25 protein-coding genes and 1 pseudogene are annotated in these 15,041 nt (G+C 62.6%); 3 read left to right on the top strand and 23 right to left on the bottom strand.

Annotated elements, in window-relative coordinates; genetic code table 11:
* From rpsE to G9Q80_RS12615, 12 genes and pseudogenes are all read right to left on the bottom strand, one after another.
* Nucleotides 1-582 carry a 30S ribosomal protein S5 gene (gene rpsE, locus G9Q80_RS12665; RefSeq protein WP_043137365.1) on the bottom strand — a complete coding sequence of 194 codons (582 nt, stop codon included), beginning with the start codon at nucleotides 580-582 and terminating at the stop codon, nucleotides 1-3.
* Between the two features lie 156 nt (nucleotides 583-738).
* Nucleotides 739-1,098, bottom strand: coding sequence for a 50S ribosomal protein L18 (rplR, locus tag G9Q80_RS12660; protein WP_043137368.1), 360 nt, complete (start codon nucleotides 1,096-1,098; stop codon nucleotides 739-741).
* Between the two features lie 12 nt (nucleotides 1,099-1,110).
* Nucleotides 1,111-1,644, bottom strand: a complete 534-nt coding sequence (gene rplF, locus G9Q80_RS12655) for a 50S ribosomal protein L6 (RefSeq protein WP_043137370.1) — start codon at nucleotides 1,642-1,644, stop codon at nucleotides 1,111-1,113.
* A gap of 14 nt (nucleotides 1,645-1,658) precedes the next feature.
* Complete coding sequence (gene rpsH, locus G9Q80_RS12650) at nucleotides 1,659-2,051, bottom strand: 30S ribosomal protein S8 (RefSeq protein ID WP_043137371.1); 393 nt, start codon at nucleotides 2,049-2,051, stop codon at nucleotides 1,659-1,661.
* A gap of 12 nt (nucleotides 2,052-2,063) precedes the next feature.
* A complete protein-coding gene (rpsN, locus tag G9Q80_RS12645; RefSeq protein ID WP_043137373.1) occupies nucleotides 2,064-2,369 on the bottom strand; it encodes a 30S ribosomal protein S14 in 306 nt (101 codons plus the stop codon).
* 13 nt (nucleotides 2,370-2,382) lie between these two features.
* Nucleotides 2,383-2,964 carry a 50S ribosomal protein L5 gene (gene rplE, locus G9Q80_RS12640; protein ID WP_088714210.1) on the bottom strand — a complete coding sequence of 194 codons (582 nt, stop codon included), beginning with the start codon at nucleotides 2,962-2,964 and terminating at the stop codon, nucleotides 2,383-2,385.
* Nucleotides 2,957-3,268 (bottom strand): 50S ribosomal protein L24, encoded by a 312-nt coding sequence (gene rplX / locus G9Q80_RS12635; RefSeq protein WP_043137376.1) that lies wholly within the window; start codon nucleotides 3,266-3,268, stop codon nucleotides 2,957-2,959. The genes rplE and rplX overlap by 8 nt, the downstream gene beginning before the upstream one ends.
* A 1-nt stretch (nucleotide 3,269) precedes the next feature.
* On the bottom strand, nucleotides 3,270-3,638 hold the full coding sequence (gene rplN, locus G9Q80_RS12630) for a 50S ribosomal protein L14 (protein WP_023851005.1): 369 nt from the start codon (nucleotides 3,636-3,638) through the stop codon (nucleotides 3,270-3,272).
* Between the two features lie 204 nt (nucleotides 3,639-3,842).
* A pseudogene (gene rpsQ, locus G9Q80_RS12625) lies at nucleotides 3,843-4,064 on the bottom strand (30S ribosomal protein S17); the annotation flags it as partial.
* A gap of 3 nt (nucleotides 4,065-4,067) precedes the next feature.
* On the bottom strand, nucleotides 4,068-4,280 hold the full coding sequence (gene rpmC / locus G9Q80_RS12620) for a 50S ribosomal protein L29 (protein ID WP_043137381.1): 213 nt from the start codon (nucleotides 4,278-4,280) through the stop codon (nucleotides 4,068-4,070).
* A 153-nt stretch (nucleotides 4,281-4,433) separates the two neighbouring features.
* Complete coding sequence (locus G9Q80_RS28445; RefSeq protein WP_282593848.1) at nucleotides 4,434-4,559, bottom strand: hypothetical protein; 126 nt, start codon at nucleotides 4,557-4,559, stop codon at nucleotides 4,434-4,436.
* A gap of 182 nt (nucleotides 4,560-4,741) precedes the next feature.
* Nucleotides 4,742-5,167, bottom strand: coding sequence for a hypothetical protein (locus tag G9Q80_RS12615; protein ID WP_088714208.1), 426 nt, complete (start codon nucleotides 5,165-5,167; stop codon nucleotides 4,742-4,744).
* Nucleotides 5,168-5,434: 267 nt separating this feature from the next.
* On the opposite strand from G9Q80_RS12615, the gene G9Q80_RS12610 reads away from it, so the two are divergent.
* Entirely contained in the window at nucleotides 5,435-7,027 is a 1,593-nt protein-coding gene (locus tag G9Q80_RS12610; RefSeq protein ID WP_168246487.1) for a PAS domain-containing hybrid sensor histidine kinase/response regulator family protein, read from the top strand.
* 65 nt (nucleotides 7,028-7,092) lie between these two features.
* Here the strand turns inward: G9Q80_RS12610 and G9Q80_RS12605 are convergent, their stop codons facing one another.
* Nucleotides 7,093-7,710 (bottom strand): 2OG-Fe(II) oxygenase family protein, encoded by a 618-nt coding sequence (locus G9Q80_RS12605; RefSeq protein WP_088714206.1) that lies wholly within the window; start codon nucleotides 7,708-7,710, stop codon nucleotides 7,093-7,095.
* Between the two features lie 91 nt (nucleotides 7,711-7,801).
* Between G9Q80_RS12605 and G9Q80_RS12600 the strand changes: the two genes are divergently transcribed.
* Nucleotides 7,802-8,533 (top strand): lysozyme family protein, encoded by a 732-nt coding sequence (locus G9Q80_RS12600; protein ID WP_088714205.1) that lies wholly within the window; start codon nucleotides 7,802-7,804, stop codon nucleotides 8,531-8,533.
* 70 nt (nucleotides 8,534-8,603) lie between these two features.
* Here G9Q80_RS12600 and rplP read toward each other — a convergent pair whose 3' ends face one another.
* The 5 genes from rplP to rplB are packed head-to-tail and all read right to left on the bottom strand — an operon-like array spanning nucleotide 8,604 to nucleotide 11,262.
* Complete coding sequence (rplP, locus tag G9Q80_RS12595; RefSeq protein WP_043137391.1) at nucleotides 8,604-9,017, bottom strand: 50S ribosomal protein L16; 414 nt, start codon at nucleotides 9,015-9,017, stop codon at nucleotides 8,604-8,606.
* 2 nt (nucleotides 9,018-9,019) lie between these two features.
* Nucleotides 9,020-9,754, bottom strand: a complete 735-nt coding sequence (gene rpsC / locus G9Q80_RS12590) for a 30S ribosomal protein S3 (protein ID WP_043137393.1) — start codon at nucleotides 9,752-9,754, stop codon at nucleotides 9,020-9,022.
* A complete protein-coding gene (rplV, locus tag G9Q80_RS12585) occupies nucleotides 9,754-10,134 on the bottom strand; it encodes a 50S ribosomal protein L22 (RefSeq protein WP_043137394.1) in 381 nt (126 codons plus the stop codon). The genes rpsC and rplV overlap by 1 nt, the downstream gene beginning before the upstream one ends.
* A gap of 3 nt (nucleotides 10,135-10,137) precedes the next feature.
* Nucleotides 10,138-10,416: a 30S ribosomal protein S19 gene (rpsS, locus tag G9Q80_RS12580; RefSeq protein ID WP_043137396.1), complete on the bottom strand. Its 279-nt coding sequence runs from the start codon at nucleotides 10,414-10,416 to the stop codon at nucleotides 10,138-10,140.
* Between the two features lie 3 nt (nucleotides 10,417-10,419).
* Nucleotides 10,420-11,262, bottom strand: coding sequence for a 50S ribosomal protein L2 (rplB, locus tag G9Q80_RS12575; protein WP_043137397.1), 843 nt, complete (start codon nucleotides 11,260-11,262; stop codon nucleotides 10,420-10,422).
* A gap of 372 nt (nucleotides 11,263-11,634) precedes the next feature.
* Here rplB and G9Q80_RS12570 point away from each other — a divergent pair, with 372 nt between their 5' ends.
* Nucleotides 11,635-12,138: a hypothetical protein gene (locus G9Q80_RS12570; protein WP_088714204.1), complete on the top strand. Its 504-nt coding sequence runs from the start codon at nucleotides 11,635-11,637 to the stop codon at nucleotides 12,136-12,138.
* 229 nt (nucleotides 12,139-12,367) lie between these two features.
* Here the strand turns inward: G9Q80_RS12570 and G9Q80_RS12565 are convergent, their stop codons facing one another.
* From G9Q80_RS12565 to G9Q80_RS12545, 5 genes are all read right to left on the bottom strand, one after another.
* Complete coding sequence (locus G9Q80_RS12565) at nucleotides 12,368-12,664, bottom strand: 50S ribosomal protein L23 (RefSeq protein WP_043137403.1); 297 nt, start codon at nucleotides 12,662-12,664, stop codon at nucleotides 12,368-12,370.
* Nucleotides 12,661-13,278 carry a 50S ribosomal protein L4 gene (gene rplD / locus G9Q80_RS12560; RefSeq protein WP_043137409.1) on the bottom strand — a complete coding sequence of 206 codons (618 nt, stop codon included), beginning with the start codon at nucleotides 13,276-13,278 and terminating at the stop codon, nucleotides 12,661-12,663. The genes G9Q80_RS12565 and rplD overlap by 4 nt, the downstream gene beginning before the upstream one ends.
* On the bottom strand, nucleotides 13,275-14,114 hold the full coding sequence (gene rplC, locus G9Q80_RS12555; protein WP_043137682.1) for a 50S ribosomal protein L3: 840 nt from the start codon (nucleotides 14,112-14,114) through the stop codon (nucleotides 13,275-13,277). Before rplC ends, rplD begins: the two co-directional genes overlap by 4 nt.
* Before the next feature lie 15 nt (nucleotides 14,115-14,129).
* Complete coding sequence (gene rpsJ, locus G9Q80_RS12550) at nucleotides 14,130-14,435, bottom strand: 30S ribosomal protein S10 (protein WP_023849092.1); 306 nt, start codon at nucleotides 14,433-14,435, stop codon at nucleotides 14,130-14,132.
* A 136-nt stretch (nucleotides 14,436-14,571) separates the two neighbouring features.
* A partial coding sequence (locus tag G9Q80_RS12545; RefSeq protein WP_246870522.1) for an EF-Tu C-terminal domain-related protein occupies nucleotides 14,572-15,041 on the bottom strand: 470 nt, incomplete at its 5' end.

The following is a 15,041-nucleotide window of genomic DNA, read 5'->3' as shown; positions in this document are numbered from 1 at the left end:
TCAGGCCTCCTCGGTCTCGGCTGCGGGCGCGTCATCACGCTTGGGCAGGATGTCGGCGACCTTCTTGCCACGACGCTGCGCAACGTTGCGCGGCGACTGCTGGTTGCGCAGGGCGTCCAGCGTGGCGTGGATCATCGCGTAGGGGTTCTGCGAGCCGGTCGACTTGGCGACGACGTCCTGAACACCCAGCATCTCGAAGACGGCACGCATCGGACCACCTGCGATGATACCGGTACCTTGGGGGGCGGTCCGCATGGTGATCTTGCCTGCGCCGTGATGGCCCTTGGCGTCGTGGTGCAGGGTGCGGCCCTCTTTCAGCGGCACGCGGATCATCTTGCGCTTGGCTTGCTCGGTGGCCTTGCGGATGGCCTCGGGGACCTCCTTGGCCTTGCCCTTGCCAAAGCCGACGCGACCTTTCTGATCGCCTACGACGACGAGCGCGGCGAAGCCGAAGCGCTTACCACCCTTGACGGTCTTGGACACACGGTTGATCGCCACCAGGCGATCGGCGAATTCGGGCGCCTGCTCTTCGCGGTCACGACGACCGCGGCCGCCGCCACGCTTGTTCTCACGTTCTGCCATAAGGCATTCCTTTTCTCGTGGTGCCCAAGAGCACCGGTTTGTTCAATCGCAGTGGGCCGTCCGGCCCCTCGATCATCGAGGCGTTCCCGCCTGCAAAATAAGCTGCGCCCGGAGGCGCAGCTTGCGAACGGTGCGCAGAGACTGCGCACCGAAACCTCAGATCTTCAGGCCACCCTCACGCGCGGCGTCGGCCAGTGCCTTCACCTTGCCGTGGAAGAGAAAGCCGCCACGGTCGAAGTATGCTTCTTCGACACCGGCTGCCTTGGCGCGCTCGGCGATTGCCGCGCCCACCTTGGCTGCTGCTTCGACGTTGTTCTTGCCGACAACACCCAGCGACGGCTCCAGCGAGGAAGCTGCTGCCAGGGTCTTGCCCGCCACATCGTCGATGAGCTGGACAGAAATGTTCTTGTTCGAACGATGAACCGAAAGGCGAACGCGACCTGCGTTGACCTTGCGAAGTTTGTTCCGGACGCGCAGGCGGCGCTTCTGGAACAGTACACGTTTGCTGTTTGCCATTGCCTTGCGTCCTTACTTCTTCTTGCCTTCCTTCTGGAAGATGTACTCGCCCTTGTAGCGAATACCCTTCCCCTTATACGGCTCGGGCCGGCGCCAGTCGCGGATGTTCGCCGCAACCTGGCCCACCTGCTGAATGTCATGCCCTTCGATGATGATCTCGGTGGGCTTGGGGCAGGTGATGGTGATGCCGTCGGGAATCTGGAAATCCACGTCATGCGACAGGCCCAGGTTCAGCTTCAGGACCTTGCCTGCCAGCTGAGCCCGGTAACCCACGCCTTGGATTTCCAGTTCCTTCTTGAAGGTGTTCTGGACGCCGTGGACGAGGTTCGCAACCACAGTACGGGACATGCCCCACTGCTGGCGGGCACGCTTGGACTTGCCGCGCGGTTCCACCGAGATTGCATTTTCCTCGACCTTGAGGGTCACGTCATCCGTGGCCGTAAAGCTCTGGGTGCCTTTCGGGCCCTTCACTTCGATGGTCTGGCCGGAGACGCTGGCCGACACGCCCGAGGGCAGTTCGACCGGCTTCTTACCAATACGAGACATGTGTTCAGGCCTCCTTAGAATACGGTGCAGAGCACTTCGCCGCCGACGTTGGCTGCGCGTGCGTTTGCGTCCGACATCACACCCTTGGGGGTGGAGACAATCGACACACCCAGCCCCTGGCGGACCTGCGGGATGTCATTGACACTCATGTAGACGCGGCGACCGGGTTTGGAGACCCGCTTCACTTCGCGAATGACAGGCGTGCCGTCGAAGTACTTGAGGCTGATCTCGAACGCGGGGTGGCCGCGCTCGTCCGTGCTGCTTTCGTAGCCGCGGATATAGCCTTCGTCAGCCAGTACATCCAGAACCCAGCCGCGCAGCTTGGACGCCGGTGTCGACGTCGTGGACTTGCCACGCTGTTGTGCGTTGCGGATACGGGTGAGCATATCGCCGATAGGATCGTTCATCTCATCCCCTCCTTACCAGCTCGACTTCACGACGCCGGGCAGCTTGCCGTTCGAACCGAGGTCGCGCAGGGCGATACGGCTGATCTTGAGCTTGCGGTAGTAGGCGTGCGGACGGCCCGTCAGCTGGCAGCGGTTGTGCAGCCGGGTGGGCGAGGAATTGCGCGGCAGTTTGGCCAGCTTGAGGCGGGCCTTGAAGCGCTCTTCCATCGGCTTCGATTCGTCGTTTGCGATTTCTTTCAGTTCAGTGCGCTTGGCGGCATACCGGGCCACCAGGCGCTCGCGCTTCTTCTCGCGCTCGATCATTGCTTTTTTAGCCATGATATCGCTCCTCTTACGCCTTGGTGAACGGCATGTTGAATTGGGTCAGCAGAGCCTTGGCCTGTGCGTCGGCCGAGTGCTCGCCATATTCCTTCGCATTGGTCGTGATGATCACATCCATGCCCCAGACCTCGTCGACCTTGTCGAAATCGATCTCGGGGAACACGATGTGTTCCTTCAGGCCCATCGCAAAGTTGCCACGACCGTCGAAGGACGGCTTCACACCGCGGAAGTCGCGGATACGCGGCATTGCAACGGTCACCAGGCGGTCGAGGAATTCATACATGCGCACGTCACGCAGGGTGACCTTGGCGCCGATGATCATGCCCTCACGCAGGCGGAACGGGGCGTGGCTGTGCTTGGCCTTGGTGCCGACGGCCTGCTGGCCGGCGATCTTGGTCAGGTCCTCGACGGCCGACTTGGCCTTTTTCGAGTCGCGGACCGCCTCGGCGCCGCAGCCGATGTTCAGCACGATCTTCTGCAGGCTCGGGATCTGCATGTCGTTCGTGTAGCCGAACTGCTCCTTCATCGCGGCCTTGATGGTCTCACGATACTGGGCCTTCAGGCGCGGGGTGTAGCTTTCCATATCAAGCATCGATCACGTCCCCCGTGGTCTTGGCGTAGCGGACCTTCTTGTCGCCTTCCATGCGGAAGCCGACGCGGGTCGGTTTGCCGTTGGCGTCGACGAAGGCCAGGTTCGACAGGTCCATCGGCAGCGCCTTGGGCATACGACCGCCCTGGCTGGTCTGGGTCTGGCGAGTGTGGCGGATGGCGATGTTCAGCCCGTCGACGACGGCCTTGCCGGCCTTGGGGTCGACGCTGACGATCTCACCGGTCTTGCCCTTGTCCTTGCCGGTCAGGACGATGACGGTGTCACCTTTTTTCAGTTTCGCGGCCATCTTACAGCACCTCCGGGGCGAGCGAGATGATCTTCATGAAGTTCTTGGCACGCAGTTCACGCACCACCGGTCCGAAGATACGCGTACCAACCGGCTCACCTGCGTTGTTCAGGATCACGGCGGCGTTGCGGTCAAAGCGGATCGAGGTGCCGTCTTCGCGGCGAACTTCCTTGGCGGTGCGCACGACGACGGCCTTGCGGACGTCACCCTTTTTCACGCGACCACGCGGAATGGCCTCTTTCACCGACACCACGATGATGTCGCCGACAGAGGCATAGCGGCGGTGCGAACCGCCCAGAACCTTGATGCACTGAACTTTCCGGGCTCCGGAATTGTCAGCAACATCCAGATTGGTCTGCATCTGGATCATAAGTTTTCTCCCGACGTCCCGGGCCGCTCGTCAAAGAGACATTGACCCGGGGGTTTCGTATGCAACCGAGCCCCGCAAGGGGGCTCGACTCTGCCCTTACTGGGCGGTTTCTGCCTCTGCGGCCTTCTGGGCCTCAAAGCGGGCACGTTCGGCTGCGGCGGTTTCAGCGCGCGCCTTGTTGTGCTCTTCCAGCATGGCGTCGGTCATCACTTCCCAACGCTTGGTCTTGGACTTCGGCGCGCATTCACGGATCGAGACCGCGTCACCGACGTTGAAAGCACCGGCCTCGTCATGGGCGCGGTACTTCTTGGATTTCTTGATCGTCTTCTGCAGCACGGGGTGCTTGAAACGACGGACGACCTGAACGGTCACGGTCTGGGCGTTGGCGGTCGAAGTGACGGTGCCTTGCAGGATACGCTTGGGCATTCGTTACGCCTCCGCAGTCGAGGCCGCAGCAGCGGCTTTTTCGTTCAGAACGGTGTTGATGCGCGCGACGTCGCGGCGCACCTGGCGCATGCGCGCCGTGTTTTCCAGCTGGCTCGTGGCCGCCTGGAAGCGGAGGTTGAAAGCCTCCTTTTTCAGCTGGACAAGCTGGTCCCGGAGTTCGTCCGGGGACTTGTCACGGAGTTCCTGGGCGTTCATGCGCCTCTCCTTTGTTGCAACATCACCGGTAGGCCCCTGCCTGCGAGCATGCAGGGTCACCCTGATTCCGGTGGAGTCCGTGGATGAGCGGCCCCATTAGGCCAGAATCCCTGTCCATGCAAGGACTATCTGCGATGAGGCCCGCCCGCGCGCTCAGCGCGCTCCGCGACCGCCGATGACATGGCCGAACCTGTCGCCCGGCGTGGTTTCCGGAAAACGCGCGTTCGAGCGCGATCCGCGAAAATCGGTCAGCTCGAAAACAAAACTCTCCCCGGTCATCAGGCCCGCGCGAAAACCCCTGAAGCGCTCGGGCAGGAGAGCCGCCTGAGCACTTGTTGGTTTGCCCCATTTGTCGGACATCGGCCCACAGTCACCGAACGAGTTCCGGACCGGCAACGTATCCCTGCTGCCATCGCCCGCCAACCGGTTTTGTCGGAAAGATTACACCGGTCACCTACTGGCTAACGCAACAATTCCAACGCCACGCTTGCGGCGGAATATGTGATCTGAGCCGAGACGAAGATGGCCGATGCATCGTAGGCAGAGGCCCCCTCGGCAGCGCCTTGCGACCCCTCCGGGGTCACGCCCTCTGCCGCTGCCGGTACGGGGTCGACAGGCAAATCGGAATCGTCATGCGCGATGATCGTCGTCGCATTGTAGGTCAGGTTGACGAAACTGGCCTCGATCTCCGCACTCTCCTCTGCCCTGCGCGCGATCCCTGACGCCACCTGCCCCTGGCGCAAGCTCTCGCCGTTTGCGCAGGCCTGTTGCACCAGCGCCTTGGCGCGATGGCCCACGGAATAGGCTGACTTGCCCGGATCTGACCGCTGCTGGCATTGATGCAGCTTCGCGGCCAGCCGCCCGCCCCCGGAAACTTGAATATCCATCTGAACCCCCGAAGTGTCTCTGTCGCCAGAATGCGACGGCAAAGGTGAAACATTGGTCTACGGCGAAATGCAGACTGTCAGCGATTAGAGATGACAATGCCCGCAAAAATTAACCAATGCTCAACGCTTGCGTGGGACTCATGATCCAAACAAGGGGTTGATGCCCAAAGCGCGCCTGCGGCCTCTTCCCGCGCCCCGTTCTGACCGCTTGCAGGGGTATTCGCGGCCTCGGTATACTTGCACCTGACGAGCAGGGGGATGCAGCGCATGTCAGATCGGCCGACCTCTGGCGACGACGCGCTTTACAGCCGGATCGGGATCGACGGACAGTCCCATGCCCTGATGCTGGAACAGGCCGCGCGCATCGCACAGCTGGGCTATTTCGTCTTCAATGTACGGCAATCCATCGTCGAGGTCTGCTCGGTCCGCCACGCGGCGATCTTTGGCCAGACACCGCAGGAATTCATCGCCTCGGTCAGCGGCCTGGAAGGCGAGATGGAGATGATTCACCCCGAGGATCGCAACCTGCTGCGCGAGGCCTATCAGCGCCTCCTGCAGGGTGAGACCATCGAGATGGAGTACCGCTTTTTCCGCCCTGATCGCAGCCTTGGCTATATCCGCGAGATCGTTGCCCCCGAAGTCAGCGCAACCGGTGAGATCGTGCGCGGCCTCGGCAGCAGCCTGGACGTCACCGATGCCCGTCGGGCCGAGGAACGCCGCGCTCAGGCCAACCGCCTCGCCGCCCTTGGGGAACTGACCGCGGGTGTCGCGCATGACGTCAACAACATCCTTGCCGTTGTCATGGGCAACGCCGAACTGTTGCAGCAAGAGGCCGGCGGCGAACTGACCGACCAACTGCTGACGGAAATCGTCACCGCCTCCAAGCGTGGGGGCACCCTGACCCGCAGCCTCCTGAACTTTGCCCAGAAGGCAACGATCCGGCCCGTGGCGCTGGACCTTGGCGAAGAGACGGCCCGCGCCGTCGCCATGTTCGAGCGGACCTCCCTCAAGAAGCCCACCATGATCGTCGACCGCGCCCCGGCGGCGATTCCGATCTTTGCCGATCGGGACAACCTGCAATCGGTGATCCTGAACATTCTCATCAACGCGCTGGATGCCATCCGCGAGGGCGGGACGATCCGGGTCCGGGCGGAAACAGCGGCGGCCAGTCCGATGGTCGCCTTAGGCGAATACGCCTGCCTGTCGATCCGGGACGATGGTCAGGGCATAGCCGCCCAAAACCTGGCCCGTGTCACCGAACCCTTCTTCACGACAAAGCCGCGCTCCAAGGGGTCTGGCCTGGGCCTGTCGATGGCGGCGGGTTTCATGCGGCAACTGGGGGGAGAGATCGCCATCGAGTCAGAGCCCGATGTCGGGACGTGCGTGCGACTGTTCTTTCCCTTGCACCGGGGAAAATGCACGGCCGCGGCCCCCACGCCGGCCGGCGACTCCGCGAAATTCGACAAGTTGCACCTGCTGCTGCTGGAAGACGAGGCATCGATCCGCAATGTATTGCTGCGCAACCTGCGCAGCTGGGGCTTCACGGTTACGGCCACCGCCAATGCCGAAGAGGCTCTTTTGGCCATCGACGGCGCCACCTTTGACCTTGCCCTGCTGGACAACCATGTTCCCGGCGCCGTCACAGGGGCCGAGATCGCGGCACAAATCAAGGCCAGGCACCCGGGGACACCGACGATCCTGCTGACGGGCCTTGCCAAGCCCGGGACAGGTGGCGAGGGGTCAGGGATCGACCTGGTCCTGGCGAAACCCGTGCCCGCCCCGGAGCTGCGCGCCGCGATCACGACCCTGTTGGAGACAGCCACCTCCGCGCGCAGACGGCCCGTCAATCCCGAGGTCTGACAGCACCCATTCGGTCCGCAGTCAAATTCCGGACAGCAGAGCTTTCTGCTTTGCCGATCCTGGCCTCATTCCCACTTGTAGTTGAAGCTGACAGAGACCCTGTTTTCTTCCGCCATGTTCATCGGCACCTCGTGGCGCAGCCAGCTTTCCCAAAGCAGCACATCGCCCACCTGGGGGGCGACGTAGACGAAGGATTTCAGTTCCTCGCGGCAGCCCTTCTTGCGGGTGGGTGCTGCCATCATCATCGCCAGCCGGGGGTCCTCCAGCTTCAGCGCCGAGGCCCCCTCGGGCATGGCCACATAGGTCGTCCCCGAAATCACCGAATGCGGATGGATATGGCTGGAATGCGTACCGCCCTCCGGCAGGATATTGATCCAGATATCCTCGAGCACCAGGCTCTTGTCTCCCAGGTCGAATTCCAGGTCCTCGGCAAAACCCGCCACGTGTTTGTCCAGCACCTTGACCAGGTCGGAAAAGATCGGGAAGCGCCAGGGCAGGTCCGTCAGCGAGGCGTAAGAGGTGTAACCGGGATAGCCCTGTTCCTCGCACCAGTCCTGCCCCGCCTCGTCATCCTCGGCGATGGAATAGCACGAACCTTCCAGTTCATCGGTGTCGATGGCGCCATGCTCGGACAGCCGGGCCTGGTAGAGACGGGTGGCAAAAAGCGAACGGATCTTGGTCATGTCCGCGCTTTAGCCCAAGCCGGACACCGGGGGAAATGGAATCTCAACCTCTCGGCGGCATGGTCGCAGCCAAACGAGAGGTGAGAACAGAATGTTCCCGATCCGCTGTCTGATCCTGATGGCGTTGCTGGCCTTTGGCGGAATTGCGTCGGCACAATCCGCCTCGCTCTTTACGCGTGGCGAAAGCAGCGCGCGCGCTCCGCTGATCGCCCTGCGCACAGCGGCACAGCCAAAACCGGCCCGGCCCGCCAGCCTGTTCGCCGACGAACGGCGTCTGGGATTCTTCGCGCCCATGCCGGACGCGGGTCCTGCCCCAGCTCCATCCCCCGGGCCTTTGACCGACAAGTCCGCGGTCGCCCGGTTGCGCAGCCTGATCGCCGAGGCCGAGGCAGGGCCTGACGGCTATGACGCGATCATTCACGGCGCACGCGTAAAGCCGCCGAAACGCCCGACAGAGCTGACCGTCCAGGAAATCCTCAACTGGATCGCCGCCACACCAGGACAACCGCATGCCATAGGGCGGTACCAGTTCATCCCCGACACGCTGCGCTTTCTGGTGGCCGAACTGAATATCGACAAGCGGATGCGCTTTACCCCAGAATTGCAGGATCGCCTGGCCGATCAACTGCTGGCCGACGCCGGGTTCCTCGCCTTCCAGCGCGGAGAGATCACCCGCCGCAGTTTCATGTACCGTATGGCCAAGGTCTGGGCCGGGTTGCCCCTGCCCTCGGGCGAAAGCTATTACGAGGGCTACGCTGGCAACAAGGCAACGATGACATGGGCACGGTTCGACGGGGCGATGGCCGCGATCTTTCCCGGCTGAGCAAAGAAAAACCCCCGCCGCTTTCGCGCCGGGGGCCAATTTCCGTAGGATGGGTCATTGACCCATCACGTCACCAGTCCTCGCGGACCACGACGCGGGTCTTGATCGGCAGCTTCATCGCGGCAAGACGCAGGGCCTCGCGAGCGATTTCCTCGTTCACGCCGTCGATTTCGAACATCACGCGGCCGGGCTTGACCTTGCAGGTCCAGCGGTCGACCGAACCCTTACCTTTACCCATACGCACTTCGATGGGCTTGGCGGTCACGGGCGTGTCCGGGAAGATACGGATCCAGACGCGGCCTTGACGCTTCATGTGACGCGTCATGGCACGACGGGCTGCCTCGATCTGGCGCGCGGTCACGCGCTCAGGCTCAAGAGCCTTCAGACCGTAACCGCCGAAGTTCAGATCGGAACCGCCCTTGGCCTGGCCCTTGATCCGGCCCTTCTGAACCTTGCGGAATTTAGTACGCTTTGGCTGAAGCATGGTTACCTCCGATCATCCCGGCGGCCGCCACCGGCACCACGGGGGGCCGGACCGTCCTGGAGTTCCTGGTTCTTGCGGTCGCGGGCTTGCGGATCATGTTCCATGATCTCACCCTTGAAGATCCAGACCTTGATGCCGATGATGCCGTAAGGCGTAGTCGCCTCGACGTTGGCATAATCGATGTCGGCGCGCAGCGTGTGCAGCGGCACGCGGCCTTCACGGTACCATTCGGTCCGTGCGATTTCTGCACCACCCAGACGGCCAGCCACGTTCACCCGGATACCCAGGGCGCCCATGCGCATGGCGTTCTGCACGGCCCGCTTCATCGCGCGACGGAAGGAGACACGGCGCTCCAGCTGCTGAGCGATCGACTCGCCGACCAGCTGTGCGTCCAGCTCGGGCTTGCGGACCTCGACGATGTTGAGGTGCAGTTCCGAGTCGGTCATCGACGAGAGCTTCTTGCGCAGCACCTCGATGTCCGCGCCCTTCTTGCCGATGATGACGCCGGGGCGCGCGGTATGCACCGTGACGCGGCACTTCTTGTGCGGGCGCTCGATGATCACGCGGCTGATGCCGGCCTGCTTCGGCGGGTTGCGGTACTCGTTGAAGATGAACTCGCGGATCTTCAGATCCTCGAGAAGCAGATCACCATAGTCCTTGGTGTCGGCGTACCAGCGGCTGTCCCAGGTGCGGTTCACCTGCAGGCGCATGCCGATCGGATTGGTCTTGTTACCCATTAGGCTTGCTCCTCAACCTGGCGCACCTTGATGGTGAGTTCCGAGAACGGCTTGTTGATCCGGCCAAAACGACCACGGGCCCGGGGGCGTCCGCGCTTCATGACCAGGTTCTTGCCCACGTAAGCCTCGGCGACGACCAGTTCGTCGACATCCAGACCGTGGTTGTTCTCGGCGTTGGCGATGGCCGACTGCAGGCACTTCTTCACGTCAACGGCGATCCGCTTCTTCGAGAAGGTCAGGTCCGTGAGGGCCTTGTCCACCTTCTTGCCGCGGATCAGCTGTGCGACGAGGTTCAGTTTCTGCGGGCTGGTGCGCAGCATGCGCAGCTTTGCCATCGCTTCGTTGTCCGCCACGCGGCGGGGATTCTTATCCTTGCCCATGGCTTACTTCCTCTTCGCTTTCTTGTCGGCAGCGTGACCGTAGTAGGTACGGGTCGGTGCATATTCGCCGAACTTCTGGCCGATCATGTCCTCGGTCACGTTGACCGGGATATGCTTCTGGCCGTTGTAGACACCAAACGTCAGGCCCACGAACTGGGGCAGGATCGTCGAGCGGCGCGACCAGATCTTGATGACTTCGTTCTTGCCCGATTCGCGCGACTTCTCGGCCTTCTTCAGGACGTAGGAATCGACGAACGGACCTTTCCAGACGGAACGCGACATGGATTACCGCCCCTTCTTCTTGGCGTGGCGCGAGCGGATGATCAGCTTCTGCGACGCCTTGTTGGTGTTGCGGGTGCGCTTGCCCTTGGTCGGCTTGCCCCAGGGCGTCACCGGGTGACGACCACCCGAGGTCCGGCCTTCACCACCGCCGTGCGGGTGGTCGATCGGGTTCATGACGACACCGCGGACGGAGGGACGCTTGCCCATGTGGCGGACGCGACCGGCCTTGCCGAGGTTCTGGTTCGAGTTGTCGGGGTTCGAGACCGCGCCAACCGTGGCCAGGCATTCCTGGCGGACCATGCGCAGCTCGCCCGAGCTGAGGCGGATCTGGGCATAACCACCGTCACGGCCGACAAACTGGGCATAGGTGCCAGCGGCGCGTGCGATCTGGCCACCCTTGCCGGGCTTCAGCTCGATGTTGTGGACAATCGTGCCGATCGGCATGCCGCTGAAGGGCATGCAGTTGCCGGGCTTGATGTCCGCTTTCTGCGAGGAGACGACCTTGTCGCCCACGCCCAGGCGCTGGGGGGCGAGGATGTAGGCCTGTTCGCCATCGTCATACTGGACGAGCGCGATGAAGGCGGTACGGTTGGGGTCGTATTCGATGCGCACGACGATGCCGTTGACATCGAACTTGTTGCGCTTGAAATCGACGATCCGGTAGAGGCGTTTTGCGCCACCGCCGCGGCGGCGAGCGGTGATCCGTCCGGTGTTGTTCCGGCCACCCTTCTTCGTCAGACCTTCGGTGAGGGCCTTGACGGGGCGTCCTTTGTACAGCTCCGAACGGTCGATCAGCACCAGCCCGCGCTGGCCCGGCGTCGTCGGCTTGTACGACTTGAGTGCCATGCTTTCTGTCTTCCGTTAGCTAGCGCCCCGGAAAGTGTCCGGGGCTATGTGAAAGGCCCCTCGACTGACGTCCGCAGGTGCCCGGTGGTATAGGCCCCCGAAGGTGCCCGAATCTCAACATCCGCAGACAATAGCAAAGCCCCGGACGAATCCGGGGCTGCTGCGGATGGGCTCTGGTAAGGGAGGAAGCGCGTGGGGTCAAGTGCCCCGGGTCCTGTCTTCCGAACAAAGCGGATCAGATCCTTTGCGGTACATCAAAGACGCGGAACCCGAGCTTAGGTACATTTGGCTAGGCGCGGGGCAGACGTGCAAGCCTTGCGTGGATTGTCCGCATCACGAAATTCCGGGCAATAAGGTCCGGAGGATGGGTTCATGAGGCAGAGACACCTCGTCATCAGAACGGTTCTCGTTTTTCTTCTTTCCCTGAGCGTATCGGCAATCTGCGGAACTGGCCCAGGCCGCGCTGCCGAAAGCGACTGGTCCACCTTCGTCGAAACCCACGATGGCCGCCGGGTGTGTTGGGCGGTTACACCTGCGCGGGAGGACCGCAACACACTGCTATATGTCTGGAGACATCGCGGCGATGCGCGCCCCGAGATCTATCTCCTGACCGGGAAACGCCTGCAGCCGGCCAGGAAGCTGCGTCTGGTGATCGGTCAGAACGCATTTCGGGTGACGAGCATGGTCCGAAACGGCGCGCAAGAAATCTGGATTCAATATCGATCCGATGCGAATAAGGCTGTTGCAGCCATGAAAGCCGCGGAAACCGCGCCCGGCTCTAGTCTGTTTCTGGCGCAAGAAGGAAAGCCACTCTACACCTTTTCGGCGATCGGGTTCTCCAGGGCCTTCGATTTCGCGATGGCCAAATGCGGATGACCGGAGGGCGGCCATACTGGCGACCAACCGCAAGGCGGCCCCACATGCAGCACAACGTCCCCTGGCTCGGATTGGCCCAGGCGTGAACAGTCGTTTTAAGCGCTCCGGTAAACCCCTGACTTCTCTGTACCGCTGACCGTCCGAGCGCGGATATCCCTCAAAGGAGAAGGCCCCCGCATCTCTGCGAGGGCCTCTCCGAATTCGTAGGGCGGGGTTCATCCCGCCGACCTCACAACCCGGTCGACACGTCGATCGTGTTGCCCTCTTCGAGGGTGACATAGGCCTTCTTGACGTCCTTGCGGCGACCCAGGGTGCCGCGGAAACGCTTTTGCTTGCCCTTGGTGATGGTGGTGTTGACCGCCTTCACCTTGACACCGAACAGCGCCTCGACCGCTTCCTTGATCTGCGGCTTGGCCGCGTCGATCGCCACCTCGAAGACCACGGCGCCATTCTCGGACGCCATCGTCGATTTCTCGGTGATGATCGGCTTGCGGATCACGTCGTAGTGTTCTGCCTTCGCGCTCATTTCAGACGAGCCTCCAGTGCTTCGACACCCGCCTTGGTCAGAACCAGCGTGTCACGCTTGAGGATGTCATAGACGTTTGCGCCCTGGCTCGGCAGCACATCGAGACCCTCGATGTTGGCCGCTGCACGGGCAAAGTTTTCGTTGACCTCGGCGCCGTCGATGATCAGCGCGCGCTTCCAGCCCAGGTTCGCGACCTGCTTGGCCAGGGTGTTGGTCTTGCCGTCGCATGCAGCGGCTTCGATCACCACCAGCGAACCGTCCTTCACCTTGGACGACAGCGCGTGCATCAGGCCCAGCTTGCGGACCTTCTTGGGCAGCTCGTGGCCGTGCGACCGCGGGGTCGGACCCTTGTAGATGCCACCCTTGCGGAAGATCGGTGCCTTGCGCGAGCCGTGGCGTGCGCCGCCCGTGCCCTTCTGGCGATAGATCTTCTTTGTCGAGTAGGACACTTCAGAGCGGGTCTTGACCTTGTGCGTGCCGGCCTGCGCCTTGTTACGCTGCCAGCGGACGACGCGGTGGAGAATGTCGGCGCGCGGCTCCAGCCCGAACAGGGCCTCGTCCAGCTCGACTTCGCCAGCGGAACCGCCGTCGAGGTTGATCACGTCGAGTTTCATTCGTCGCCTTCCTTCTTCTCGGCCTCGATTTCAGCCTCGGCGGCCTTCAGCGCTTCGGCTTCGGCGGCGGCCTGCTCTTCGGCAAGACGCTTGGCTTCGGCTTCGGCTTCGGCGGCTGCGGCGGCTGCGGCTTCCTCGGCGGCTTTCATCGCTTCCCGCTTGGCGCTCATCAGAGCGGCGGGGAGAATGACGTTCTCCGGGGTCGGCTTCTTGACCGCGTCCTTGACAGTCACCCAGGATCCCTTGGGGCCCGGAACGGCGCCCTTGATCATGATGATGCCGCGGTCGCTGTCGGTGCGGACAACCTGCAGGTTCTGCGTGGTCACGCGGACAGAACCCATGTGGCCGGCCATCTTCTTGCCCTTGAACACCTTGCCGGGGTTCTGACACTGGCCGGTCGAACCGTGCGAACGGTGCGAGATCGACACGCCGTGCGTGGCGCGCAGACCGCCGAAGTTGTGGCGCTTCATGCCGCCGGCAAAACCCTTACCGATGGTGATGCCGCTGACGTCCACGAACTGACCCTCGAAGTAGTGGTCGGCGATGATTTCCTCACCCACTTCGATCAGGTTCTCGGGGTCGACGCGGAATTCCACGACTTTCCGCTTGGGCTCGACCTTGGCAACGGCGAAATGGCCGCGCATCGCCTGGCTGACGCGCTTGACCTTTGCGGTGCCTGCGCCCAGCTGGACGGCGGTGTAGCCGTGCTGGTCATTGGTGCGCTGCGCGACGACCTGCAGGCTGTCGAGTTGCAGCACGGTGACGGGGATCTGCTTGCCGTCTTCCATGAAGAGACGGGTCATGCCGATCTTCTTTGCGATCACTCCAGAGCGCATGTTCATCGGCCTCCCTTATACCTTGATCTCGACGTCCACGCCGGCGGCGAGGTCGAGTTTCATCAGGGCGTCCACGGTCTGCGGGGTCGGATCGACGATATCCAGCAGGCGCTTGTGCGTGCGGATCTCGAACTGGTCGCGCGACTTCTTGTTGACGTGCGGACCGCGCAGAACGGTATATTTCTCGATCTTGTTCGGCAGCGGGATGGGACCGCGGACCGTTGCGCCGGTACGCTTGGCGGTGTTGACGATTTCCTGGGTGCTGGCGTCCAGCACGCGGTAATCGAACGCCTTGAGCCGGATACGGATGTTCTGGTTCATTGAACAGCCTTGTTCACGATGTTGGGGTTGAGAGGAGGATCTGCGACCACCGCAAACCTTCGTCGAACCCGGAAGTGTCAGGGCGCCCCGGTCGGGGCGCCCTTCCAATGCTTTCAGCCGAGTGGCGGCGGGCGCCTTACTCGATGATCTTGGACACGACGCCCGAACCGACGGTCCGGCCGCCTTCACGGATGGCGAAACGCAGGCCGTCTTCCATCGCGATCGGCGCGATCAGCTCGACGTTGAACTTCAGGTTGTCGCCCGGCATCACCATCTCGGTGCCCTCGGGCAGTTCAACCGTGCCGGTCACGTCGGTGGTCCGGAAGTAGAACTGCGGACGGTAGTTCTTGAAGAACGGCGTGTGACGGCCGCCTTCTTCCTTGGTCAGGATGTAGACCTCGCACTCGAACTTGGTGTGCGGCTTCACCGAACCCGGCTTGCAGAGAACCTGGCCACGCTCGACGCCTTCACGGTCGACACCGCGCAGCAGCGCGCCGATGTTGTCGCCGGCTTCGCCGCGGTCCAGCAGCTTGCGGAACATTTCAACGCCCGTGCAGGTCGTCTTCGAGGTGTCGCGGATGCCCACGATCTCGATTTCGTCGCCGA

Source organism: Mameliella sp. LZ-28 (genome assembly GCF_012274245.1).
Lineage (GTDB): Bacteria > Pseudomonadota > Alphaproteobacteria > Rhodobacterales > Rhodobacteraceae > Antarctobacter > Antarctobacter albus.
This window is presented reverse-complemented; position numbering and strand designations above follow the sequence as displayed.

Coding starts and splice junctions, on each gene's coding strand:
- rplN (WP_023851005.1), bottom strand. CDS start 3,638: ATGATCCAGATGCAGACCAATCTGGATGTTGCTGACAATTCCGGAGCC.
- rplF (WP_043137370.1), bottom strand. CDS start 1,644: ATGTCTCGTATTGGTAAGAAGCCGGTCGAACTGCCCTCGGGCGTGTCG.
- rpsN (WP_043137373.1), bottom strand. CDS start 2,369: ATGGCTAAAAAAGCAATGATCGAGCGCGAGAAGAAGCGCGAGCGCCTG.
- G9Q80_RS12615 (WP_088714208.1), bottom strand. CDS start 5,167: ATGGATATTCAAGTTTCCGGGGGCGGGCGGCTGGCCGCGAAGCTGCAT.
- rplE (WP_088714210.1), bottom strand. CDS start 2,964: ATGCTTGATATGGAAAGCTACACCCCGCGCCTGAAGGCCCAGTATCGT.
- rpsH (WP_043137371.1), bottom strand. CDS start 2,051: ATGAACGATCCTATCGGCGATATGCTCACCCGTATCCGCAACGCACAA.
- G9Q80_RS12570 (WP_088714204.1), top strand. CDS start 11,635: ATGAGGCAGAGACACCTCGTCATCAGAACGGTTCTCGTTTTTCTTCTT.
- rplP (WP_043137391.1), bottom strand. CDS start 9,017: ATGCTTCAGCCAAAGCGTACTAAATTCCGCAAGGTTCAGAAGGGCCGG.
- rpsS (WP_043137396.1), bottom strand. CDS start 10,416: ATGTCGCGTTCCGTCTGGAAAGGTCCGTTCGTCGATTCCTACGTCCTG.
- G9Q80_RS12605 (WP_088714206.1), bottom strand. CDS start 7,710: ATGACCAAGATCCGTTCGCTTTTTGCCACCCGTCTCTACCAGGCCCGG.
- rplB (WP_043137397.1), bottom strand. CDS start 11,262: ATGGCACTCAAGTCGTACAAGCCGACGACGCCGGGCCAGCGCGGGCTG.
- G9Q80_RS12610 (WP_168246487.1), top strand. CDS start 5,435: ATGTCAGATCGGCCGACCTCTGGCGACGACGCGCTTTACAGCCGGATC.
- rpmC (WP_043137381.1), bottom strand. CDS start 4,280: ATGAACGCCCAGGAACTCCGTGACAAGTCCCCGGACGAACTCCGGGAC.
- G9Q80_RS28445 (WP_282593848.1), bottom strand. CDS start 4,559: ATGACCGGGGAGAGTTTTGTTTTCGAGCTGACCGATTTTCGCGGATCG.
- G9Q80_RS12600 (WP_088714205.1), top strand. CDS start 7,802: ATGTTCCCGATCCGCTGTCTGATCCTGATGGCGTTGCTGGCCTTTGGC.
- rplC (WP_043137682.1), bottom strand. CDS start 14,114: ATGCGCTCTGGAGTGATCGCAAAGAAGATCGGCATGACCCGTCTCTTC.
- rplV (WP_043137394.1), bottom strand. CDS start 10,134: ATGGGCAAGGATAAGAATCCCCGCCGCGTGGCGGACAACGAAGCGATG.
- rplR (WP_043137368.1), bottom strand. CDS start 1,098: ATGGCAAACAGCAAACGTGTACTGTTCCAGAAGCGCCGCCTGCGCGTC.
- rpsC (WP_043137393.1), bottom strand. CDS start 9,754: ATGGGTAACAAGACCAATCCGATCGGCATGCGCCTGCAGGTGAACCGC.
- rplX (WP_043137376.1), bottom strand. CDS start 3,268: ATGGCCGCGAAACTGAAAAAAGGTGACACCGTCATCGTCCTGACCGGC.
- rpsJ (WP_023849092.1), bottom strand. CDS start 14,435: ATGAACCAGAACATCCGTATCCGGCTCAAGGCGTTCGATTACCGCGTG.
- rpsE (WP_043137365.1), bottom strand. CDS start 582: ATGGCAGAACGTGAGAACAAGCGTGGCGGCGGCCGCGGTCGTCGTGAC.
- G9Q80_RS12565 (WP_043137403.1), bottom strand. CDS start 12,664: ATGAGCGCGAAGGCAGAACACTACGACGTGATCCGCAAGCCGATCATC.
- rplD (WP_043137409.1), bottom strand. CDS start 13,278: ATGAAACTCGACGTGATCAACCTCGACGGCGGTTCCGCTGGCGAAGTC.